Raw genomic sequence first — 23,396 nt, 5'->3', positions numbered from 1 at the left:
GGAGGATGTCGGACAACCCTACCATTCCTTTCAGGCAATGGCGATACGCAATGTTGCGGCGCTTTGACGGCGCGGCGATAACAAATTACTTGGCCGCAACCACCTCGATCTCGACCTTGAATTCCTCACGCGTGAAACCCGAAACGATCATCAGCGTCGAGGCTGGCGCAGGCTGCGGAAACAGCCTGTCGCGGACGTCCATATAAGGACGCATATACGCCCGGTCCGTGACGTAGGCATTGATACGCACGACATCGGAAAGCTCCATACCGCCATCGCGCAGGATACGGCGAATATTCTCGAAGCAGAGTTCGGCCTGAGCGCCTGCATCTTCCGGCACGCTGGCATCGGACGCGATGCCAAGCTGACCGGAGCAGAAAATCATTTCAGCACCGGCTTCTATCTTGACGCCATGACTGTAGGCGGCAAAGGGCGCCGCCATGTCAGCGGGCAGCAGATATTTCAAACTGTTCATAATGATTCCTCAAGATTTCGGCGCTGCAGCCAGCATTTCTTTCAGTCGTGTGGCTCCGGCTGCAATATCGGCCTCGGTCGGATTAATACCTGCGGCCAGCAGACGGCGCGCGATCATATGATCCGCTGGACGATTGATGGAATCGACAGCCAAAAGCCTGTCACCGGCAAAGTGGAAGATGGAGAATGCGTTTTCTTCTGGATTTCCCGAAAGGATGTGCCGGTCGGCATCGAAGGAAAGGCCTGCCGTCTGCAACTTCATATCGCCCTGATCGGACCAGAACCAGGCGACCTCCCGAAACGGTGCTTCGCGGCCGACAATGGTGCGCGCCACATGCTTTGCCTGATCGGTCGCGTTTTGCACCGATTCCAGCCGCACCCGGCGACCGGCGTGAAAATGATCATAGCTCACGCAATCGCCAATGGCGTAGACATGGCTGGCAGACGTGCGCAGATGCTCGTTCACAACAATCCCGTTGTCGATCGCAAGCCCCGCTGCGACTGCAAGCTCCACGTTTGGCGCCGCACCAGTGCCGATCACGACCATATCCGCCGGGAATATCGTTCCGTCCGCTGCTTTCACGCTCGTCACACGGCCATTCTCACCCTCGATTGCCGCTACACCGAGACCGGTTAAAAGTGTGATATTGGCGGCACGGCTCCGCGCTTCTACATGCGCGGAGATATGCGTTGCAACCGAACGACCCAGCACACGCGGCGCGGCTTCGATCAGAACCGTCTTTTTGCCGAGTGCGATTGCGCTATGGGCCATCTCAAGGCCAATGAAACCGCCGCCGATAATGACGACGTTCTCGACATTCGGCATTGCTGCTGCGATGCGGCGTGCATCTTCCATCCGGCGCAGCGTAAAGACACCGTCAAGCTCGACACCCGGCACATTGGGAATGCGGGCACGTGCGCCGGTCGCGAAAATCAGTTCAGACCAGTTCAAGATGCGCCCGTCATCAAGCCTGACTGTCTTGTCGGCAATCGATACGGCATCAACATGAGGGCCAAACAGCATCTCGATATTGTTATCGCGATAGGTGGCTTCCGGGCGCAGCACCAGACCGCCGCCTTCCGGAGCTTTCAGATAAGATTTGGAGAGCGGCGGCTTATGATAGGGAATGTCGGCTTCATCGTTGATGAGAACGATTTCGCCTGCATAGCCTTCCTGCCGAAGACTGATAGCGGCCTGCGAACCGGCATGGCCAGCCCCAATGATAATGCATCTGTCGTCCATAGGACCTCCGGAAATTTCCGCACATCATAAACCTGTCGCGGCCCGCCACGTGGCCAAATAGCCACGGATTCACACCTTAATTGCACGCAATTCGAATATTTAAAACATTTAGTTTGACCGATCGGTCAGATTGTTTAGTAGGATGCATCAAATCTGGTTTGACGCGCATCTTGTTCCGAAAACCGTTTCACACTTTTCGGGATGCGCTCTAACGCCCTTGGCCCGAGCGTGTAGGAGTTGCAATCTTGAAACGATATTGGTCCGATTATACGAGCGAGGCATTCTCACGCCTCGATCGCGAGAAGCTTGTGGCGGTTCTGCCCGTCGGCGCAATTGAACAGCACGGACCTCACCTGCCGCTGGCGGTCGATGCCGCCATTGTCGACGGCATGGTGAAGGAAACAATCGCCCGCCTGCCTGAAACAAGCCACGCGCTTTTCCTGCCGACGCAGGCCATCGGCAAGAGCAATGAGCACAGTCTTTACCCCGGCACATTGACGTTCTCGGCAGAGACGATCATACGCATGTGGTGCGAAATCGGTGGTTGCGTGGCAGCAAGCGGCGTTCGCAAGATGGCGCTTCTCAACAGCCATGGCGGCCAGATCAGCGTCATGGATATCGTGGCACGCGAACTTCGCATTCGTCACGATATGATGGTGGTGAGTATCAACTGGTTCGGCCTTGGAATGCCGGAGGGCGTCTACAGCGACCACGACGCCAAGCACGGCATTCATGCCGGTGACATGGAAACCTCGGTGATGCTGGAAATGCATCCCGATCTTGTCGACATGTCGAAAGCACAGGATTTCCGTACCCTTACGGAAACTTTTGCAAGTGATTTCAAGCATCTTTCACTGAGCGGCGGCGCAAAGCCTGCCTGGCAGATTCAGGATATCAATCCTTATGGCGCCGCTGGCGACGCCACGCTCGCGACGGCCGAAAAAGGTCGAGCGACCATCGATTTTGCCGCCGAGCGCTTGGTCGAAGTGCTGGCGGAGATCGAACGAGCCCCGCTTTCCTGGCTCGACAATCAACCCGCTTGGCAACCCGCCTGATAAGGACAATGAGCGTGGCCCCCAACTCGCAAGTTCCGTCCTCTCTGATCGCGATCGACGGCGTCTACAAGCAATATGGCACTGGTGTGATGGCTGTGAGCGACATGTCGCTCAAGATCGAACAAGGCCAGTTCGTCAGTTTTCTCGGCCCTTCGGGCTGCGGCAAGAGTACGGCGCTACGCATGATCGCCGGTCTGGAATCGATTTCCGCCGGTGATATCCGCGTCAACGGCCATGCTCCTGGCAAGGGTCCGGTCGGCGCACAGGATATCGGTTTCGTTTTTCAGGAACCGACGCTGATGCCGTGGGCCAGCGTTTTCGACAATGTCTATTTGCCGCTGCGGCTTTCTGGAATTTCCCGCAAGGAAGCAACCCCGCGTGTTGAAGAAGCTCTGGCACAGGTCGGCCTGTCACGTTTTGCCCAGGCATTTCCACGCGAGCTGTCTGGCGGGATGAAAATGCGCGTTTCCATCGCTCGCGCGCTGGTTACACGTCCACGTCTTCTCTTGATGGATGAACCTTTTGCAGCGCTCGACGAGATGACGCGCTTCAAGCTTAACAACGATGTGCTGCGTCTTTGGCAGGAACATGGCCTGACGGTGATCTTCGTCACCCACAGCGTGTACGAGTCGGTCTATCTATCGAACCGTGTCATCGTCATGGCGGCAAGACCGGGGCGCGTCGTTGCCGATATACCGATCATCGGCTCATATCCCCGTGCTGAAAACTATCGCACGACGGATGCTTACGCAAAATATTGCGCCAAGGTTTCCGATGCACTGACCGCGACGCTTTCCTCTGAAGATATAGATCACTGAGGACATGCAAATGAACCAGATGCAAAACGAACTGCCCGTTCTCAATTCCGAACAGGACCGCCTCGCCCGGCGCGAGCGCACCTTGCGCATCGTCATGCCGACACTGGCAATCATCATCGCGCTCGGCATATGGGAAGGTTTCGTCCGTTACTATCAGGTGCCGCACTACCTGATCCCCGCGCCATCGCTCATTGCCGAAACGCTTTTCAAAGATGGCCCGTCCCTGATGGCGTCCATGTGGTTTACCGTAAAGCTGACCCTGATCTCGCTCGCCTGTGCCATTATTGGCGGCGTTCTGCTCGGCATGATCTTCGCCTTGTCACGCCCGATAGAAATGGCGTTCTTTCCCTTCGCCGTTATTCTTCAGGTCACGCCGGTCATCGCTATTGCACCGCTCATCCTGATCTATGTGCGCGATACATTTTCAGCCCTGTTGATCTGCGCATGGATCGTGGCGTTCTTCCCGATCCTCTCCAACACGGTAATTGGATTGCGCAGCGCCGACCACAATCTGCGCGATCTGTTCAAGCTCTACCGCGCTTCTCCATGGCAGCGCCTGCGCTATCTGCTGGCACCGAGCGCACTACCCTATTTCATGGCCGCGCTGAAAATCGCCGGTGGCCTATCGCTGATCGGTGCAGTCGTGGCTGAGTTCGTTGCCGGTACAGCAGGCCAGAGCACAGGTCTTGCCTCGCGTATTCTGGAATCGAGCTTCCGCAACGAAATTCCGCGCATGTTTGCGGCACTTTTCCTCGTCTCGCTGCTCGGCATTGTGATCTTCCTCATCACGAGCTGGCTGTCGCGCCTCGTCCTCGGGCGTTGGCACGAAAGCGAAATCCGTCGCGAGCGCTAAGATGCTGACTGGCGTGGCCATAGCCGGACTTTCCGGACACTACGACATCAAGATCGAAAGCGACCGCATCGTCTCGCTTGTGCCGTCGCAGACAGTGGGCGGCGGGCTGGTCACCCCGCTTTTCGCGGATGTCCACGTCCACCTCGACAAGACGTTCACGATCCAGCGCATTGCAGAAAATGGCAGCGCCAGAGTGGATTGCTTGTTCGACGCCATAGACCTGATGGGCACGGACCGGAAGAACTGGGGTGCGGAAGATATCCGCACCCGCGCAAGCAACGGGCTTGAGGCTGCATTCGAACAGGGCGTCGGCGCTATGCGCAGCCATGTCGACTGGACAGCGCCGGAAGTGCCGACTGCCTGGCCCGTTCTCAATGAATTGCGCGAGGAATGGAAAGGCCGGATCGACCTTCAGCTTGCAGCGCTTGTCCACGGTGATCTTGTGCTCGAAGCAGGCAGGCAAATAGTGGTCCGCGTTGCAAAAGACGGCGGCGTCTTCGGCGCGTTCTTCTATCGCAACGCCGATCTTGAAGCCAAAATCGAAGAGATGTTCCGCCTCGCCGTGCAGCATGATCTCAATCTCGACTTCCATGTCGATGAAGGTCTGGATGTCGAAGCAGACGGGTTTTCGATGATAGTATCGGCAACCAAACGCCACGGCATGGCTGGTCGGGTGCTGTGCGGTCATGCCTGCTCGTTGTCACTGCGCAAGCCGGACGAACTGCAGCGCATCCTGGACGCTGCCGCAGAAGCAGGCACGGCACTCGTTTCGCTACCCTCGACAAACCTCTATCTGCAAGACCGGATCGGCGGAAAGTCTCCGCGCCTGCGCGGTGTTGCACCATTGAAGGAAGCGCGCGCAGCAGGCATGGATGTGATGCTCGGTTCCGACAATGTCCGCGATGCATTCTATCCCTATGGCGATTACGACCCGCTCGCCATTCTTCGTCTCGCAGCGCCAGTCTGCCATATCGAGCCGCAGGACTGGCTCGACAGCATCACCACCCTGCCCGCCCGCCTTATTGGCAGTGAATGCGTACAGCAACCACAGACAGGTGGCGTGGCCAGCTTTGTCTGGCACGACGCAATAGACCTGAACGATCTCATCAGCCGCCCGCAGGCGCGTCGCGTCGTCTGGCGCGATGGCAAAAAAAGTTAATCGGAGAACCCCATGAATTCTGCCGCACCACAGCGCATCTATGACTGGGCCGCGTTTCGCGCCGAAATTGAAGGTATCCGCATCTATGACGACCCAAAGCAGGTCGAGCTGCGGTCCCGCGATTATTTCTGGTACAGCCCGATCCTGACCGAAGATATCGGCCATTATGTCGGCGACCTCGTCGTCATCCCGAAAGATCAGGATGAGGTGCGTCGCGTGGCGGCAGCCGCCGCAAAATTGCGTATTCCGATCACTGTTCGCGGTGGAGGTACCGGCAATTACGGCCAATGCGTTCCGCTTGAAGGCGGCGTCATTCTCGACATGACCAAGATTGATCGCATCATTTCCATTGAACCCGGCAAGGTTCGTGTCGAAGGCGGTGCTCGCATTTCACGCCTTGACGATGCCGTGCGCGAAACCGGTCAGGAATTGTTGATGTATCCGTCGACCCGCCGCATCGCCACGATTGGTGGCTTTTTCTCAGGCGGTTCAGGCGGCATCGGCTCGCTGCGTCACGGCATGTTGCGCGACGATGGCAATGTCTATTCGGTCAAGGTTCTGACTGTCGAACCAGAGCCGAAAATTATCGAACTAACCGGACGCGACATTCATAAAGTCCAGCATGCCTATGGCACCAACGGCATCATTCTGGAGCTGGAAATCGGTCTTACCAAGGCGACCGACTGGATACATACCGCAGCGCTTTTCGATAGTTACGAGGCCACGCTCAACTTTTGTCTCAAGGCATTGGAAGACAATCTCGACTGCTATCTTCTGACCACGGTTGATCGCCGTTTCTCGCGCTTTTACACCAAGTTCGGCGATCTGTTCCCATCTGACAAGGATGCGGTTTTTGCCATGATCGCCCCGGAAGAAATCGCCCGTTTCGAAGCGCTCGCCACCAAATTTGGCGGCAAGGTTTCCTTCGCCATGACGCTGGATGAGTTACACAAAAACGGGCTGCAACCCGCCTATGAATGTGGCTGGAACCATACAACCTTGCAGGCGTTGAAAGCCGAGGAAGGCTGGACCTATCTTCAGGTCGCCTATCCGCGTCCTTTCGACGTCGATGTCGTGACACGCCAGATCGAGCGCTACGGCGAAACACAATATATGCATCACGAAATGGCCCGTCTTGAAGGCGAAGTGCAGATTTTCGCGCTTCCGCTTGTTCGCTTTGAGGGCCGTGACGAGATGTACCGCCTGATCAAGCAACTGGAGCAGGTTGACGGTTGCGATATCTACGATCCGCATGCCTACACCATTGAGGACGGCGGGATGAAGGAGATCGATAGTGTGCAGATCGAATTCAAGAAGCAAGCCGACCCGTACGGCTTGCTCAATCCGGGCAAAACGCGCGGCTGGACCGCTGACATGGCTTTGACTGATTAAAACAAGGGGAACCAAATGAAAAAGACACTGGTTGCGGCGCTAGCCGCACTTTCCATGGGCCTTTCCGCACAGATGGCCTATGCACTCGACAAGGTGACGCTCGGCACCAACTGGCTCGCTCAAGCAGGTCACGGCGGATTCTATCAAGCCCTTGCCGACGGCACCTATGAGAAATACGGCCTCGACGTGCAAATCGAAATGGGCGGACCCCAGGTCAACAATCGCCCAATGCTTGCGGCAGGCCGCCTCGACTTCCTGCTGACCGGAAACCTGCTTCTGTCGTTCAACAACGTCGCCAACGGTGTGCCGACGACGGTTGTTGCCGCGTTCTACCAGAAAGACCCGCAGGCATTGATGGCACACGAAGGTGCGTACAAGGATTTCAAGGATCTGACCAATGCCGAAACGATCCTGATTTCGAAGGATGGCCAGTTCTCGTTCTGGCCATGGCTCGTCAAGGACTTTGGCTTCAAGGACGAACAGCTGCGCCCTTATGGCTATAGCCTCGCCCAGTTCCTCAACGACAAGAAAGTTGTCCAGCAGGCCTATGCGACCGCCGAGCCGATCTATGCAGAAAAGGAAGGCGCTAAGGTTACGACCTATCTCCTCGCCGACTACGGTTACAGCACTTACGGCAATACAATCGAAACCCGTCAGGATCTGATCGAAAAGAACCCTGATCTGGTACAGCGCTTCGTCAGCGCTTCCGTGGAAGGCTGGACCAATTTCCTCTACGGCGACCGCAGTAAAGCCTATGAACTGATCCTGAAAGACAATCCGGATATGAGCAAGGAAACGCTCGATGCGGAACTGGAGCGGATCAAGAACCTTCAGCTTATCGACAGTGGCGATACGCTCGAAAAGGGAATTGGGGCAATCTCGATGGATCGCGTCAAGGCGTTCTACGAACTCGCCCGCAAGGCAGGGATTGTCAGCGGCGACGAACTCGACATGAGCAAGGTCGCGACCGATGCCTTCGTAAACAAGGGCGTGGGGCTCGACATCAAGAAAAAGCTGGGGCAATAACCCCTCCTCAATCGCGGCAGGCATGAATGAACAACGGCGACGAGAATGACGACACCGAACTGACCGGACGGGACAAGGTTCTCGGACGCAGGCGGCGCATTCTCGGTGCAATACGGGCTGCCGCGATCGATGAATTTGCCGAAAAAGGCCTTGCGGGGGCATCCACGCAAGGCATTGCGCACCGCGCCGGTCTCACCAAGCCGCAACTGCACTACTATATTTCGAGCAAGGAAGAGCTTTACGAGGATATCATCGTCTACATCCTCGAAGAATGGGAAGACATATTCCTCGGGGCCAGTACCGAAGACGACCCTGCCAAGGTGATCCGCCAATATATCCGCGCCAAGCTCGAATATAGCCAGAAAAACCCCAAAGCCTCGCGCCTTTTCACCACCGAAATTGCCAATGGTGCTCCATATCTGAGCCGCCATTGGAAAAAGCACGTCGCAGCGACCCATAATGCAGTGAAACTCATCCAGTCGTGGGTGGATGATGGTCGGATCAAACCTGTCGATCCCCTACTGTTTCAGATGCATATCTGGGCCGTCACCCAGCATTATGCCGACTTTGAAACGCAGGTTCGCAGCATGATGGAACTCAACAAGGACGAACCGCTCGACCTTGAACGAATCGAGAAAGAGGTTTCGGCGCTATTTCTGCGGGCCTGTGGGTTGGAATAAAACGCGTACCGACAACCCTTTCAGCGTAATCCTTCAAGTTCCGCGATGCGGGCGGCACTGTCTTTTTCAAGCATTCTGGTCATTTCGCGAATGACCGTTTCCGCCAGCACAAAGAGCGCTGCCGAAGAATCCCAGGCTGACGGTACGGCCGTACGTCCCGCCAGAACATGGCGCGCCACGCGTGCAATCGGTGAAAGCCACTGGTCGGTCACGAGGATGACTTCCACGCCTCGTGACCTTGCCGTCTCAGCCAGTTTCAAAAGACTGTCCTGATAACGACGAATATCGAAAACCACCAGAACATCACGCTTTCCCATATCGAGAAGACGGTCACGCCACACGCTCTCCTGTCCGCCCAAGTGAAAGACATGCGGGCGAATGACCGTCATATGCGCCGCCATATATTGCGCAATGGGGTCAGTGAAGCGCCCGCCAATCAGATAGACATTGCCCTTGGCGTCACTCAAAGCCGACACGGCCTGCCGCAACTGCTTTGCACCCAAATGCCGGAAACTTTCACGAATATTCTCAAGCGTATGTTCCACCGCCGGATAGGCTGTGTCTCGCCCGGTTCCCGGCTGTTCGTTGCGGTGGTGCGGTGATTGCAGTTGAGCCGCGAGTTCATCCTGCAAGCGCGCTTGAAAATCAGGATAGCTCTGAAACCCGAGCCTGTTCACAAAGCGCAATATTGTTGGGGAGCTGACACCGGCCAAGCCGGAAAACTCCGCGACAGTTTTTAGTCCCAGCATCGGGTAATTGGCGATCAGCGTCTGGGCGGCACTGCGCTCGCCCGCTGGCATCGTATCGATCCGTTCATTGATCAGTTCCGCAACGCTTGCATGCACCGGCACAGCACTTTCCGTTCCCGAACGCCCTTTTTGAATTTGGGCGAAATTGTGTTTGACAAATAATCATAGGACGTATCAAATAATCCGCAATAGCGCATAATTGGAAAAACGTAACATAAGTTACAGCGCGGGGAACAAACAGAATGACGGACGAGCGAGAACATCGCACGGCTTCGTGCGAGCCTGTTTCTGTCTTTAACAAGGATGGGGAAAGTCCCTATCTCTTTGTCTGCGAACACGCATCCAATTTCATTCCCGAGACTTTCGACGGGCTCGGACTGAACGCCGATGCATTGCGGGCACATATCGCCTGGGACCCCGGCGCGGTGGAAGTCGCAAGGCATCTCGCTACGTCTCTTAACGCGCCTCTCGTCGAAAGCCAGCTTTCGCGACTGTTGATCGATTGCAATCGTCCTCTCGACGCTCACGATCTCATTCCGGAAATCAGCGAGACAACCGTGGTTCCCGGAAACCACGCTCTCGATTCCATGGAACGTCTGGCGCGCATCGATCTTTCACATCGTCCATTCCACACTGCTGTCGAACACGTAATTGCAGAGCGCGCGCGAAGTGGATTGCCATCGTGGATCGTGACGATCCATTCATTTACGCCCATTTATCGCGACGTCCCCCGCCCCTGGCAGATCGGTATCATTCACGATGAAGATGACCGGATTGGCAAACCGCTTGTTGCCGCGCTGCAGAAAGACCTGAACCTCAATGTCGGCGTGAACGAACCCTACTCGCCAGCCGACCGCGTCTATTACACACTGGAGCGGCACGCCCGCCCGCGCAATGCGCCGTGCGTGATGATCGAACTTCGCAACAATGAGATTGCCGATGGTCCGGCGCAGGCAGGCTGGGCCGAAAAACTTGCAACGATATTGAAGGACATTGCGAAAGCAATTGGCCCCCACAACACGGAACAGAAAGCCTGAAGGAGCCGGAAATGCCGAAGCCGATCAGACTGTTCGTCAAATATGTTGATGCAGTGAATTACTATGTCGGGCGCTTTGCGATGTATCTCTTCTTCGTACTCGGCGCCTGCCTTCTATATTCGACTTTTTCACGCGTGGTTCTCGGCGTGCCGGTCAACTGGGTCTTGGAAATGTCCCAGTTTCTGCTCTCCGCCTATTATCTGCTCGGCGGCGCCTACGCCATGCAGCAAGGCGCGCATGTACGTATGGACTTGTTCTTCGACCGTCTTTCACCGCGCAGGAAAATGATCACCGACATGATCACCATCCTGTTCATCATCTTCTATCTCGGCGTGATGGTCGCTGGTGGCATTTCATCGACCAACTACGCCATCGTTTACAACCAGAAAAACTATACCGCTTGGGCTCCGCTTCTATGGCCGATCAAGCTCATCATGACTGTCGGTATTTTCCTGCTGTTGCTGCAATGCGTCTCCAATTTCTTCAAGGACTGGGCCTCCCTGCGTGGAAAGCCGATCAGCACCATCGCGGGTCCTGCCATTGAGGAAGGGCATCACATATGAGTTCGGAATTCATAACGCTCTTCATGTTTGCAACCATGATGGTGCTGCTCATGACCGGGCAGCGCGTATTTGGCGTGATCGGTTTTGTCGGCTCGCTCGCCGCTCTCCTGCTTTGGGGCAAAGGCTCGTTCGAGATGCCGTATAATGCCACTTTTGCGGTATTGAACTGGTATCCGCTTATCACGGTACCCTTCTTCGTCTTCATGGGTTACATGCTCTCGGAATCGGGCATTGCCAGCAATCTCTATCGCATGTTCCACGTGTGGTTCGGCGGCATTCGCGGCGGTCTGGCACTGGGTACGATCGGCCTGATGGTCATCATTTCCTGCATGAACGGCCTGAGTGTTGCGGGCATGGCCATCGGCGCGACCGTAGCCCTGCCGGAGCTTCTCAAGCGTGGCTACAACAAGGTTATGGTAACGGGCGTCATTCAGGCTGGCAGCTCGCTCGGCATTCTCATTCCGCCAAGCGTGGTGCTCGTTCTCTATGCGATGATTGCCCGGCAGCCGGTCTTGCAGCTCTGGCTCGCGGGCATAGGCCCCGGTCTTCTCATGGCCGCACTCTTTGCGATTTATATCTATATACGCTGCCGTTTCCAGCCTGAACTCGGGCCGACACTGCCGAAAGAAGAACTGGACAAAATCACTTGGCACGATCGTTTTGTCACGCTGCGCGCAGGCATTCTGCCGCTCGTCGTGTTTGGCGCAATGATGGGCTTGTTCCTCTCGGGCGTTACCAGCCTTGTGGAAAGCTCCGCCGTCGGCGCGTTGCTCGCGACACTTGCCGCACTTTTCACCGGGCGCCTCAACAAGACTGTCTGGGAAACCACGACACGGAACAGCCTCACGGTCACTTGCATGTTCCTCTGGATCATTCTGGCCGCGCTTTGCTTCTCGTCGGTCTATGACGGTCTCGGGGCGGTGAAAGCCATCGAAAGCATATTGCTCCATACTTTCGATCTGTCGCCATGGACGATCCTCGTGTTGATGCTGTTTTCGTTTATCATCTTGGGCATGTTCCTTGATGACACAGCAATGCTGGTCATTGTGGCGCCGCTTTACATACCGCTGGTCAAGAGCCTTGGCTTTAACGCCATCTGGTTCGGCGTGCTCTACACGATCACCTGCCAGATCGCATATATCACGCCGCCTTTCGGGTACAATCTGTTCATGATGCGAGCCTTGGCACCAAAGGAAGTCACATTGATAGATATCTATCGTTCAATCGTGCCGTTCTTCTTCCTCATGGTGCTGACCATCATCATCTTGATGATCTTTCCACAGATCGCGATGTGGTTGCCCAACTGGTACACAGGACGATGACGATAATTACGGGAGAATGCGCATACGCCGGTGACAAGAGCTCGAAGGGCCAGACCGGGACAAATAAAGGGTGAACTCAAACAAGAGTGGGAGAATGGGCATGAGTGAGAATAGCAAGCTTAACAAACGCGATTTTCTCAAGAAGGCCGGGCTGACGACCGTCGGCGCGCTGGGTGCAAGCACACTTGCAACGCCGTATGTCAGGGCACAAAGCCCGATCAAATGGCGGCTCCAGACCTATGCAGGTCCGGCACTTGCAGAGCACGTCATCAAGCCGTCTATCGACGCCTTCAACAAGGCTGCCAATGGCGATATGGTGATTGAACTTTATACTGCCGACCAGCTCGTGCCGCAGGGCGAGCTGTTCCGTGCCGTTCAGTCCGGCACAATCGACGCTGCGCAAAGCGACGACGACTCCATGGCGTCTCCCGTCGATGTCGCAGTGTTCGGGGCTTACTTCCCCTTCGCATCACGCTACAGCCTCGATGTACCAGCCTTGTTCAACTGGTATGGGCTCAATGAAATCTGGGAAGAAGCCTATAAGGAAATTCCGGGGGTTACCTGGCTCAGCGCCGGTTCCTGGGACCCCTGCAATTTCGTGACCACCAAACCGATCCGCAGCGTCGCTGACCTGCAGGGGCTTCGGGTCTTCACCTTCCCGACCGGCGGGCGCTTCCTGACCAAATTCGGCGTCGTGCCAGTCACGCTGCCATGGGAGGATATCGAAGTCGCAATCCAGACCGGCGAGCTCGACGGCGTTGCGTGGTGTGGCGCGACCGAGGCCTATACGGTCGGCTGGGCAGACATCAACAAGTACTATCTGACCAACAACATCAACGGTGCATGGGCTGGTTCCTACTTCGCGAATACCGAGAAATGGGAAGCCGTGCCCGATCACCTGAAGACCCTGTTCAAGCTGGCGATGGATTCGTCGCACTATTACCGCCAGCACTGGTACTGGTGGGGCGAGGCTCATTATCGCACCACCGGCGGAAAGCTGGAACTGACGACTATTCCGGAATCGGAATGGAACCAGATCGAAGATGCTGCACAGGAATTCTGGGACGACATCGCGCAGAAGAGCGAACGCAACGCCAAAGTCGTCGCGATCCTGAAAAAATATCAAGAAACCATGCGAGGTGCGGGCGCACCTTACCGCTACGCATGAGAATTTTGGACGCGGCACACTGTGCCGCGTCCATCACTTTTTTCCGTTCTGGAGCGAGCATAAATGGCCGAACAGTTGACTTTCGATGCATTGAAACGAGCCGTTGCAAACGATGAAATCGATACGGTGCTCGCATGTTTTGTGGACATGCAGGGACGCCTGATCGGCAAACGCTTCTACGGACAGTTCTTCGTGGAATCTGGTTACGACGAGACCCATGGCTGCAACTATCTCCTTGCCGACGATATCGATATGGAGCCGGTGCCGGGCTATGAGGCCGCCGGATGGGACAAGGGTTATGGTGATTTTGTCATCAAACCAGACCTTTCGACCCTGCGCGTCGCCACATGGCTGGAAAAGACCGCCATCGTGCTTTGCGACGTGCTCGATCACCACGATCATCAGGATCTGGCGCATTCCCCGCGTGCTATCCTCAAGAAGCAGCTCGCACGCCTGCACGAGCGCGGCTATCGCGCTTATTTCGCGTCCGAGCTTGAATTCTACCTCTTCGACGAGACTTACAAGACGGCCCGCGCCAAGCACTGGCAGGATATGGAAACGGCTTCGCCTTATGTGCAGGATTATGTCATCCACCTGACCACCAAGGAGGAGCCGGTCCTGCGTGCAATGCGCAACCAGCTCGCAGCAGCAGGCATTCCGGTAGAAAACTCCAAGGGCGAATGGGGTCCGGGACAGGAAGAGCTGAATGTGCGCTATGCCGAAGCTCTCGAAATGGCGGATCGCCATGTCATCATGAAGAACGCAATGAAGGAAATCGCTGAAGCGCACGGGAAATGCATCACCTTCATGGCCAAGTATGATTACGGCAAGGCTGGAAGCTCCAGCCATGTGCACAATTCCATCTGGAGCGCCGACGGCAAGGAGCCGCTCTTTTTCGATCCGAAAGCGCCCTATACCATGACGCCGCTTATGCGTTCCTGGGTGGCCGGACAGCTCAAATACGCCACCGACTATACCTATTTCCTGGCGCCCTATATCAATTCCTACAAGCGCTTTCAGGCAGGCACCTTTGCACCGACGAAAATCATGTGGAGTCAGGATAATCGCACAGCGGGCTTTCGCCTTTGTGGAGAAGGCACGAAAGGCATTCGCATCGAATGCCGCATCGGCGGCGCTGACCTCAATCCATATCTGGCTTTTGCAGCGCTCATCGCATCGGGCCTGCAGGGAATCGATGAACAACTGGAACTCGACGAGCCCTTCGTCGGCGATGCCTATAGTGCGGTAAAACTGAAGGAAATTCCGTACACGCTGCGCGAAGCCGCACAGGCGCTCAAAAACTCCGCGTTCCTCAAGGAGGCTCTCGGGGAAGCGGTCGTCAACCACTACGTCCATACCGCCCATTGGGAACAGATCGAATATGATCGGCGCGTAACCGACTGGGAGCTGCATCGCGGGTTCGAGCGCTATTGACCCGCGCGACCGATCCCGAAATGAATAACGCAATGCCAGACTTCAAAGGAAATTGCAGATGAGCGGCACGGCCAAGATCATCTCTCCGATAGACGGCTCGGTTTATGCCGAGCGTCCTTTTTTAAGCGAGGCTGCAATCGCCTCAGTGGTGGCGGCTGCACGCGACGCGCAAATCGGTTGGGCTCAGCTGAGTATCAATGAGCGCGCAAGCTATTGCCGGGCCGCGCTGGATGCGCTCGCCGGAATGCAGGACGAAATTATCCCCGAAATCGCATGGCAGATGGGACGACCAACGCGTTATGGCGGCGAGAACGGCGGCGTGCAGGAACGCGGTCAATATATGATCGACATCGCCGAAGAGGCGCTGAAACCTTATGTGCCCACACAGAAGGATGGTTTCCGTCGGTATGTGAAGCACGTGCCGCTCGGCGTTGTTTTGGTGATTGCGCCGTGGAATTATCCTTATCTCACGGCGGTGAACACGATCATTCCCGCACTTATGGCCGGGAACACCGTGATCCTCAAGCACGCAACCCAGACGCTTCTGGCCGGTGAACGCTTTGCAAACGCGTTCGAGAAGGCCGGGCTGCCAAGGGGTGTTTTCCAGAACATCGTTCTCGATCACGCATCGACGGAAAAGCTGCTCGCATCCGGCACGATCGACCACGTGAATTTCACCGGCTCGGTCGGCGGGGGCCGCGCCATCGAAAAGGCTGCTGCAGGCACCTTCATGACACTCGGGCTGGAGCTCGGCGGCAAGGACCCAGCCTATGTGCTTCCTGATGTCAATCTGGACCATGCCGTCGCCAATCTGGTCGATGGTGCTTTTTTCAATTCCGGCCAGTGCTGCTGCGGGATCGAGCGCATCTATGTTCATGAAGCAGTCTATGACCGCTTCGTCGACGGATTCATCGACCTGACGAAGCAATATGTGGTCGGCAATCCGCTGGATAGTTCAACGACGCTCGGCCCAATGGCACAGGCGCGCTTTGCCGATCTTATCCGCGAGCAGAAAGCGGAAGCCTTGCGCAAGGGTGCGAAAGCTCACGTCAGTATGAGTGTCGAGGATGATCGCGCAGGTTCTCCCTATGTCGCGCCGGAAGTGCTCACCAATGTCGATCACCAGATGAGTGTCATGCGTGAAGAAAGCTTTGGCCCCATCGTCGGTATCATGAAAGTGCGCAACGACGAGGAAGCCCTCGCGCTGATGAACGACAGTATCTATGGCCTGACAGCTTCGCTCTGGACGGCAGACACGGACCACGCCGCTACTCTCGGCGACCGTATCGAAACGGGCACGGTTTTCATGAACCGTTGTGATTATCTCGATCCCGCACTTGTTTGGACCGGGGTGAAAGACACTGGCAAGGGCGCTGCCCTGTCATCCATCGGCTACGGCAATCTCACGCGGCCGAAATCCTTCCACCTGCGTGAGAAAATCTGATCTGAATTGAATTTCTGGAAAGCAATCGACATGACCACTTTGACTGCCAAATGGAATTTCCCCACCACCGTGCTTTTTGGCCCAGGCCGCATCAAGGAATTGCCTGCTGTCCTCAAGGCCGCCGGCATTCAGAACCCGCTCTTTGTGACTGACCCCGGCTTGGCGAAACTTCCTGTGGTGGCGTCCACGCTTGCTATTCTGAACGAAGCCGGTGTGAAACATGGGGTTTTCTCCGACGTGAAGCCGAACCCGGTCGAAAGCAATCTCTATGCGGGCGTTGAGGTCTTCAAAAGCGGCAAGCATGACGGCGTCATCGCCTTCGGCGGCGGCTCGGCGCTGGATCTTGGCAAGCTGATCGCCTTCCAGGCAGGACAGACGCGACCGGTCTGGGATTTCGAAGACATTGGTGACTGGTGGACCCGCGCCGACAGCAAAGCAATTGCGCCGATCATTGCCGTACCCACCACCGCTGGCACCGGATCGGAAGTTGGCCGCGCAGGCGTTTTAACCAACGAAGCGACCCATACCAAGAAGGTCATTTTCCACCCGAAGATGCTACCGGTCACAGTCATTGCCGATCCCGAGCTTTCCACCGGAATGCCGCCTTTCATCACCGCAGGTACAGGCATGGATGCGCTGGCGCACTGCCTTGAAGCCTATTGCGCTCCGGGATTTCATCCGATGGCTGATGGCATCGCGGTGGAAGGTATCCGTCTGGTTTTTGAAAACCTTCCCACCGCCTATGCCGATGGCAAGAATATTGAAGCGCGGGCAAACATGATGGCGGCAGCCGCGATGGGTGCAACAGCCTTCCAAAAAGGGCTCGGCGCGATTCATTCGCTGTCGCATCCCATCGGCGCCCTCTACGATACCCATCATGGCATGACGAATGCGGTTTTCATGCCCTATGTCCTGCTTCAGAACCGATCTGCCATCGAAAAGCGTATAGAACGGCTTGCCGATTATCTCGGCATCAAGGGCGGTTTTGATGGGTTTTTGGCCGCCATCATGAAATTACGGAGCGATCTGGGGGTCCCCAACACACTCCCTGAATTCATCAAGGGTCTCGAAATGGACGACGCCCGGAAGGACCTGATTGCCGAGATGGCCATCGTCGATCCAACTGCTGGCGGCAATCCGATTGAATTGACAAAAGAACGCGCGTTGAAGTTGCTAAATGCTGCACTCGAAGATAAGGTCTGACACGCTGAATTCAGACATGGCAAAAGCCACGAGAGGTAAGCATCGCACCACCTATGGCGGGGGGCGATGCATTGGGGAGCAGGTTCTTGGGGAGGAGCCTGCTCCCTTTCATTTTGCGAATTGTCTAACCCCGCCCGGAACTGTGCAAGCCCGGCTTTTGGGTTCATAGAAAAGCGGGAACAAATCGATATTTCAAGCGTTTACCCTCATCATCTAAGACGGAGGGTTGCACGTGAATATCTTCAAAAAAACCTGTGTCGGGGCGTTCGCCGTAATTTTTGGAGCAACGTCCATCGCGCCGACGATGGCTGCCCCTATGAATCTGGACCGCCCGGCCATCAACCAGAATGTCGAGCAGGTGCGCGACCATCGCCGCCCGCCGCGTCACTATGATGGCCACAGGCCCAGCCGGCCGGGACATTGGAACGGACATCGTGGCTATCGGCATTATCGCCACGGCTATCGTCGCCATAGCGATGGGTGGTGGTATCCACTGGCCGCGTTCGGTGCAGGGGCGATCATTGGCGGCGCAATAAGCCAGCCTCGCCCTGTTTATCGCGCACCGCGGATGTCAAATGCGCATGTACAATGGTGCTATAACCGCTACCGGTCCTATCGCTCGTCCGACAATACATTCCAGCCCTATAATGGGCCGCGCAGACAGTGCTATTCGCCCTATTCTCGCTGATAATTGGAAAGCGCCCCTCCAGGGCGCTTTTTCATAGAACTTGCGATCTATTGAACAGAACGTGATGAAATTTCCGGTTTCTGCCATAACCCAATGCTGGACGCCTCCCTCAAAGAGGAATAAGCAAGCCCGCGTCATATCAATGTCGCGGGTAAAATTTTCTCTATTCCCATTCTTTTGCGACATGAAGAACAATATTCGGAACGCGGATAGTGGAAGAAGTGTGCTCGACATTCTCCATGGCCAGTTCAGTCCAAAGCCGACAGTCGTTTTTTAGCTGCGTGCATTGCGCGGGCAGCGGAACATTTTCGGCGTAACCTTGAGTTTGAAAATGTCGCATACCACTGCCACAAGCCCCGCTCCTACCAATGCGCAACGTCTGGCGATGACCGCTCTGATCGTTGGCGGAATCGCTATCGGCAGTTCGCCGATCTTTGTCCGGCTTTCCGAGGTGGGTCCGCTCGCAACAGGCTTCTGGCGTCTTGCACTGGCAGTTTTACCGCTGGTGCTCATGGATGGCCGCGAGCGGCGCGACGAGAAGGATGCAGCGCCACTCACTTTGTCAGACTGCCTACGCCTCGCCCTGCCCGGTCTGTTCATCGCTTTCGATCTGGGTGCCTGGCACTTGTCGCTGCACATGACATCCGTTGCCAATGCCACGCTGCTTGCCAATATGGCACCAATTTTCGTGACACTCGGCGCATGGCTGCTTTTCAAATCGCGCGTGAACACGTCCTTCATGATCGGCCTTGCCGTCGCTGTCATTGGCGTCGTCGTGCTAAAGGGTGGACCGGGCGAGCTTCTCCAGTCCCAATCATCCGGCGATGCGATGGCGCTTCTGGCCGCAGTCTTCTATGCCGGTTACATCCTTTCGGTTGGCCGCTTGCGCAGCCGCTTTTCCACCATGCGCATCATGCTGTGGAGCAGCGCAATTGCCGCCGTCTTTTCGCTGCCGGTTGCGTATTTCACGGAAGGTCAGATACTGCCTGCTACGCTCTATGGCTGGCTTATTCTCGCAGGCCTCGCATGGGTAACCCATGCCGCAGGCCAGAGCATGATCGCTTATGCCCTCGCCTATCTTCCGGCATCATTTTCGTCACTCACCCTGCTTCTACAACCGGTCGTCGCGGCGTTTCTTGCCTGGACTATCCTGTCGGAACCCATCGGCATGTTGCAGGCTCTGGGCGGTATCATCGTGATATCGGGGATTCTGATTGCTCGAAGAGGATAGGATATGAAAAAGCCCCGGAAAACCGGGGCTTTCTTACCGAGCTGATTACTCAGCCAGCCATTCCTTTATGCGGTCCGGGTGGTCCGCGATATATTTATCGACGGCCTTCTCATAGGACGTTTCCTGCGCATCGAACATCGCAGCTTCGAGCTCGCTGATCGGAATGCTCATCTTGGTCAGCAGCGAAGCAACCTTCGGATTGTCTTCCTTGAAGCCCTTGCGCGCGATGGCGTCGATATGTTCGGCACCGCCGAGTGCGCCTTCAGGATCGGCAATGTAACGCAGCTTGTACTTGCCGAACATCCAATGTGGGCTCCACGACGTTGCCACGAACCAGCCATCAGAACGCGTGGCACGATCAACCGTCGTCAACATGGCCGCTTCACTCGAAATGTTGAGCTTGTAGTCCAGCCCATATTTCTTGATCGCTTCCTGTGATAGACGAGTGAGGCCTGCGCCCGGATCGATCCCCTGAATTTCGCCCTTCAGCTTCTCGCGGACTTCCGGCTTCTTCAGATCTTCGATAGAGCTGATTTCGCTCTCCGGAATGTAAGCCGGAACGATCCAGCCAAGCTTGGCCCCTTCATAGAGCGGGCCAAGGTTCTCGACTTTGCCTTCAATGCGCTTGTAATAGTCGGCATGCGTTTCCGGCAGCCAGGCCATCATCATGGCGTCGATATCGCCACGGCTCACGCCCTGATAAAGTGGGGCCACGTCCGTCTGAACCAGCTCAACCTTCTGGCCGAGATTGTCTTCGATCAGCTTCTTGGCGAGTTTGGTGACGAATTCGGCATCCGACCAGGGTGCCCAGCCGATTTTCACCGGCTTGCCGTCCTGCGCAAATGCTGCGCCCATGGTCATCGTTCCCGCCACAACTGCCGCCAGACCGAATTTGGTTAGTTTGCCTAACATAGCTTCTCCTTTTCGATTGGTATCAGTTCCCATTGTTATTCTTGGTTATTGTTTCTGCTTTCTTCATGCTTCCTGCTTGCGAAAGGATGAGGCGGACTGAGCGTCCGCCGCCTTCCTTAGAGATGCGAGCCGCTTGAAAAATCCGGCCCCGCTTTTGCCGAAGCTCTGGGTAATGCGGTCGAGAATGACCGCCAGAATGACTACTGCGAGACCACCCTCAAAGCCGAGGCCCACATTGAGGCGCTGGATGCCGGTCAACACAGTATTGCCGAGGCCACCTGCACCGATCATCGACGCGATCACCACCATAGAAAGCGACAGCATGATCGTCTGGTTGATGCCGGCCATGATCGATGGCATGGCGTTTGGAAGCTGCACCTTGAACAGAAGCTGCCGGGATGTGCAGCCGAAGGCGAGCCCCGCTTCAACGAACTCCGCATGCACCTGCCGGATACCGAGATTGGTCAGACGCACGACTGGGGGCATCGCAAAAATCACCGTCGCAATCGTTCCGGGCACGGCACCGAGGCCAAAAAACATTGCTGCCGGAATAAGATAGACGAACGCAGGCATCGTTTGCATGAGATCGAGCACAGGACGCACGATCGAAGCCACCGTATCGCTACGGGCCATGGCGATGCCGAGCGGAATACCGATCACAACAGCAATAACCGTTGATGCAAGCACCAGAGAGAGGCTTTCCATCGTGCCCGTCCACAATTCCATGTGGATGATGAGTCCCAATGCGAGAGCCGTGAATATCGCGAACTTCCACCCCACACGCCAAAGCGCGAGCAGCGTGAGAATTGCAACCCCGCCTAACGGCGGGACAGCGAGAAGAGCATTCTGAATACCGTCGGTCACAAAACCGATAGCGGCCGCGATCATATCAAGCGCGGGCGTAAAGTGGTCGAGAATGTAGTTGACCACAACATCCGCCCATCCGCCGACACTGAAATTCAAATCCATGTTTTACCGTCCATTTCCGTATTTCTTCTGGATTGGACCAATTCTGCCTTCATCAGGCAAAAGGCCGTTGGCGCGCAGGTCTCAACCCGCGCGACCAAGCGTTTCAAGCAAGGCCGATTTGCTGATAGCACCGACATAACGGTTCTGGCGATCAGTGACCGGAACCGGCCAGGGGCTTTCCGCCACCTGCGTCAGCAATCCGGAAAGCGGCGCTCCGGCTTCGATAGCAGAGACATTATCCAGTCTCTCGCCGCCCTGCACTGCGATACCCTTTGCCAGGGCGTCACGACTGACCATGCCGCGATATGTGCGATCTGCATCGATCAACACACCGAATGTCTTCCCGCTCGCATCAAAACGTTCGAGCGCTGTTGCCAGCTGTTCGGGTTCGAAGACGATCAGCTCGTCCTCGCGCGCCACATCGGCGGCCTTGAAAACGCGGGACACATCGACATTGCGGAAGAAGGAACGGACATAATCATTGGCCGGTGCGGACACGATTTCGTTCGGTGTCCCCACCTGCACAACCTTGCCGTGCTGCATGATGCAGATACGGTCACCGATCCGCATCGCTTCGTCCAGATCATGGCTGACGAAAATAATCGTCCGGCTGTGTTCTGCCTGAAGCCGCTTCAATTCGTCCTGCATTTCGGTGCGGATCAGCGGATCAAGGGCGGAAAAAGCCTCGTCCATCAAGAGAATGGTCGGCTCGCTCGCTAGAGCACGCGCCAGTCCGACACGCTGTTTCATGCCGCCCGAAAGCTGATCCGGCATGCTGTTGGCATAAGGCTCGAGCCCGACGGCAGCGAGTGCTTTTAGCGCCTTCTGGTGACGTTCCGCCTCACCCATTCCGGCCACTTCAAGACCGAAGGATGCATTATTCAGGACCGAACGATTGGGCAGGAGCGCGAAAGATTGGAATACCATGCTCATGTCGCGACGGCGAAGATCGATCAGCTCACGCTTCGTCATTTTGACGATATCGCGGCCATCCACTTCGATGGAACCCGCAGTTGGTTCGATCAAGCGATTGAGCAGACGCAGAAGCGTAGATTTTCCTGAGCCGGAGAGGCCCATAATAACGAATACTTCGCCTTCATAGATGTCGAAGGTCGCATCATCGACGCCGATTGTTGCGCCGAGTTCGCTGTGAATCTGGGTTTTTGATTTACCTGCGCGCAATTCCTGCATTGCACGCTCCGGATCATCGCCGAAGACTTTAAAAACGCTCTTCAAGCTTATTTTCGTCTCAGCCGGCGACTTCATACTTTCTTCCTTGTATAAAATACCATGCATTAAGTTTAACCCCGCTGTGCTGGCGGACTTAATCTCCTTTTTAACATTGACAGAACTTCATTCCAGCGCAAAGTGCTCGCACGCGATCTGCGTTCCGCAAACGGTCCGCATGGAATGATTATCGATAGATTTCTTGATTCTATATAGGTCATTTCCCGACATGTCCACCCACAGCCGTGAATTCATCTCAATCGTCCGTCCAGCAACCGTCCCCCTGAATGATTTTTTTGAAGGGCTGCACGACAAACTCGGAAAGCTGTCCGACACTGCTTGAAGAAGGAGACAATCGACCAGCCTGAAGACAATAGTAGTCCCGTTCCAGTCAATTACAGGAACGGGCTGCGACAAATATGCAATCAGCTGCGACATCATCCGAATTAGTATAATTCGGAATAAAAATGACCATAATTACAGAAAAATAGTATGATTATACTGTAAGTCAGGATTATCCAACCAAGGATAAAAAACACCTGAAACAGCACGCAACAGTGCCCATTCGGCTTTCGGAAACATTCCCCCAACCTGAGTGGATTTGCGCGCGCCCTAGGCTCCAGACTCAATTGATCCACCATGTGACGATGGCGGCGATGTAGCAGGTCGCCACGAAGTTAATCATGAGCTTGTCATATCGTGTCGCGACGCGCCTCCAATCCTTGAGGCGGCAGAAGGTGCATTCGATG

At 55.8% G+C, this 23,396-nt stretch carries 22 protein-coding genes and 1 pseudogene; 16 read left to right on the top strand and 7 right to left on the bottom strand.

What is annotated here, in order from left to right; all coding sequences use genetic code 11:
• Window positions 1-85 precede the first annotated feature (85 nt).
• Window positions 86-475 (bottom strand): RidA family protein, encoded by a 390-nt coding sequence (locus HWX93_RS14275; RefSeq protein ID WP_176037696.1) that lies wholly within the window; start codon window positions 473-475, stop codon window positions 86-88.
• Window positions 476-484: 9 nt separating this feature from the next.
• Window positions 485-1,717 carry an NAD(P)/FAD-dependent oxidoreductase gene (locus HWX93_RS14270; protein WP_176037695.1) on the bottom strand — a complete coding sequence of 411 codons (1,233 nt, stop codon included), beginning with the start codon at window positions 1,715-1,717 and terminating at the stop codon, window positions 485-487.
• A gap of 245 nt (window positions 1,718-1,962) precedes the next feature.
• Here HWX93_RS14270 and HWX93_RS14265 point away from each other — a divergent pair, with 245 nt between their 5' ends.
• From HWX93_RS14265 to HWX93_RS14235, 7 genes are read left to right on the top strand one after another with little or no spacing between them, the layout of a single operon-like run.
• Entirely contained in the window at window positions 1,963-2,772 is an 810-nt protein-coding gene (locus tag HWX93_RS14265; protein ID WP_176037694.1) for a creatininase family protein, read from the top strand.
• Window positions 2,773-2,780: 8 nt separating this feature from the next.
• Window positions 2,781-3,590 carry an ABC transporter ATP-binding protein gene (locus tag HWX93_RS14260; protein ID WP_176037693.1) on the top strand — a complete coding sequence of 270 codons (810 nt, stop codon included), beginning with the start codon at window positions 2,781-2,783 and terminating at the stop codon, window positions 3,588-3,590.
• A 10-nt stretch (window positions 3,591-3,600) separates the two neighbouring features.
• Complete coding sequence (locus HWX93_RS14255) at window positions 3,601-4,443, top strand: ABC transporter permease (RefSeq protein ID WP_176037692.1); 843 nt, start codon at window positions 3,601-3,603, stop codon at window positions 4,441-4,443.
• A gap of 1 nt (window position 4,444) precedes the next feature.
• Window positions 4,445-5,602, top strand: a complete 1,158-nt coding sequence (locus tag HWX93_RS14250) for an amidohydrolase family protein (RefSeq protein ID WP_176037691.1) — start codon at window positions 4,445-4,447, stop codon at window positions 5,600-5,602.
• Between the two features lie 12 nt (window positions 5,603-5,614).
• Window positions 5,615-6,994: an FAD-binding oxidoreductase gene (locus HWX93_RS14245; protein ID WP_176037690.1), complete on the top strand. Its 1,380-nt coding sequence runs from the start codon at window positions 5,615-5,617 to the stop codon at window positions 6,992-6,994.
• A gap of 15 nt (window positions 6,995-7,009) precedes the next feature.
• Complete coding sequence (locus HWX93_RS14240) at window positions 7,010-8,020, top strand: ABC transporter substrate-binding protein (RefSeq protein ID WP_176037689.1); 1,011 nt, start codon at window positions 7,010-7,012, stop codon at window positions 8,018-8,020.
• 26 nt (window positions 8,021-8,046) lie between these two features.
• Window positions 8,047-8,700, top strand: coding sequence for a TetR family transcriptional regulator C-terminal domain-containing protein (locus tag HWX93_RS14235; RefSeq protein WP_176037688.1), 654 nt, complete (start codon window positions 8,047-8,049; stop codon window positions 8,698-8,700).
• A gap of 20 nt (window positions 8,701-8,720) precedes the next feature.
• Here HWX93_RS14235 and HWX93_RS14230 read toward each other — a convergent pair whose 3' ends face one another.
• Window positions 8,721-9,500, bottom strand: a complete 780-nt coding sequence (locus tag HWX93_RS14230; RefSeq protein ID WP_231771610.1) for a MurR/RpiR family transcriptional regulator — start codon at window positions 9,498-9,500, stop codon at window positions 8,721-8,723.
• Window positions 9,501-9,691: 191 nt separating this feature from the next.
• On the opposite strand from HWX93_RS14230, the gene HWX93_RS14225 reads away from it, so the two are divergent.
• The 9 genes from HWX93_RS14225 (at window position 9,692) to HWX93_RS14185 (ending at window position 19,539) form a co-directional block, all read left to right on the top strand.
• Window positions 9,692-10,486 carry an N-formylglutamate amidohydrolase gene (locus HWX93_RS14225; RefSeq protein WP_176037687.1) on the top strand — a complete coding sequence of 265 codons (795 nt, stop codon included), beginning with the start codon at window positions 9,692-9,694 and terminating at the stop codon, window positions 10,484-10,486.
• Window positions 10,487-10,497: 11 nt separating this feature from the next.
• The gene (locus tag HWX93_RS14220; RefSeq protein ID WP_109986407.1) at window positions 10,498-11,049 is read left to right on the top strand and encodes a TRAP transporter small permease subunit; all 552 of its coding nucleotides are present in this window, start codon (window positions 10,498-10,500) and stop codon (window positions 11,047-11,049) included.
• Window positions 11,046-12,371, top strand: a complete 1,326-nt coding sequence (locus HWX93_RS14215) for a TRAP transporter large permease (RefSeq protein WP_109986406.1) — start codon at window positions 11,046-11,048, stop codon at window positions 12,369-12,371. The genes HWX93_RS14220 and HWX93_RS14215 overlap by 4 nt, the downstream gene beginning before the upstream one ends.
• 100 nt (window positions 12,372-12,471) lie before the next feature.
• Window positions 12,472-13,539: a TRAP transporter substrate-binding protein gene (locus HWX93_RS14210; RefSeq protein ID WP_176037686.1), complete on the top strand. Its 1,068-nt coding sequence runs from the start codon at window positions 12,472-12,474 to the stop codon at window positions 13,537-13,539.
• 63 nt (window positions 13,540-13,602) lie between these two features.
• Complete coding sequence (locus HWX93_RS14205) at window positions 13,603-14,973, top strand: glutamine synthetase family protein (protein WP_109986404.1); 1,371 nt, start codon at window positions 13,603-13,605, stop codon at window positions 14,971-14,973.
• A 58-nt stretch (window positions 14,974-15,031) separates the two neighbouring features.
• Window positions 15,032-16,417: an aldehyde dehydrogenase family protein gene (locus HWX93_RS14200; protein WP_176037685.1), complete on the top strand. Its 1,386-nt coding sequence runs from the start codon at window positions 15,032-15,034 to the stop codon at window positions 16,415-16,417.
• Window positions 16,418-16,447: 30 nt separating this feature from the next.
• Window positions 16,448-17,620, top strand: a complete 1,173-nt coding sequence (locus HWX93_RS14195; RefSeq protein ID WP_176037684.1) for an iron-containing alcohol dehydrogenase — start codon at window positions 16,448-16,450, stop codon at window positions 17,618-17,620.
• Between the two features lie 232 nt (window positions 17,621-17,852).
• The gene (locus HWX93_RS14190) at window positions 17,853-18,308 is read left to right on the top strand and encodes a BA14K family protein (protein ID WP_176037683.1); all 456 of its coding nucleotides are present in this window, start codon (window positions 17,853-17,855) and stop codon (window positions 18,306-18,308) included.
• A gap of 331 nt (window positions 18,309-18,639) precedes the next feature.
• A complete protein-coding gene (locus HWX93_RS14185) occupies window positions 18,640-19,539 on the top strand; it encodes a DMT family transporter (protein ID WP_176037682.1) in 900 nt (299 codons plus the stop codon).
• Window positions 19,540-19,584: 45 nt separating this feature from the next.
• Here HWX93_RS14185 and HWX93_RS14180 read toward each other — a convergent pair whose 3' ends face one another.
• From HWX93_RS14180 to HWX93_RS14165, 4 genes and pseudogenes are all read right to left on the bottom strand, one after another.
• Entirely contained in the window at window positions 19,585-20,451 is an 867-nt protein-coding gene (locus HWX93_RS14180; protein WP_109986399.1) for a glycine betaine ABC transporter substrate-binding protein, read from the bottom strand.
• 63 nt (window positions 20,452-20,514) lie between these two features.
• Complete coding sequence (locus HWX93_RS14175) at window positions 20,515-21,420, bottom strand: ABC transporter permease (protein WP_109986398.1); 906 nt, start codon at window positions 21,418-21,420, stop codon at window positions 20,515-20,517.
• Window positions 21,421-21,501: 81 nt separating this feature from the next.
• The gene (proV, locus tag HWX93_RS14170; protein ID WP_176037681.1) at window positions 21,502-22,686 is read right to left on the bottom strand and encodes a glycine betaine/L-proline ABC transporter ATP-binding protein ProV; all 1,185 of its coding nucleotides are present in this window, start codon (window positions 22,684-22,686) and stop codon (window positions 21,502-21,504) included.
• 586 nt (window positions 22,687-23,272) lie between these two features.
• Window positions 23,273-23,396: pseudogene (locus HWX93_RS14165) on the bottom strand (IS5/IS1182 family transposase); the annotation flags it as partial.

The sequence above is a fragment of the Brucella tritici genome, assembly GCF_902825325.1.
GTDB lineage: Bacteria > Pseudomonadota > Alphaproteobacteria > Rhizobiales > Rhizobiaceae > Brucella.
The sequence above is the reverse complement of the archived record's forward strand: the minus strand, read 5'-3'. Positions and strand labels throughout refer to the sequence as shown.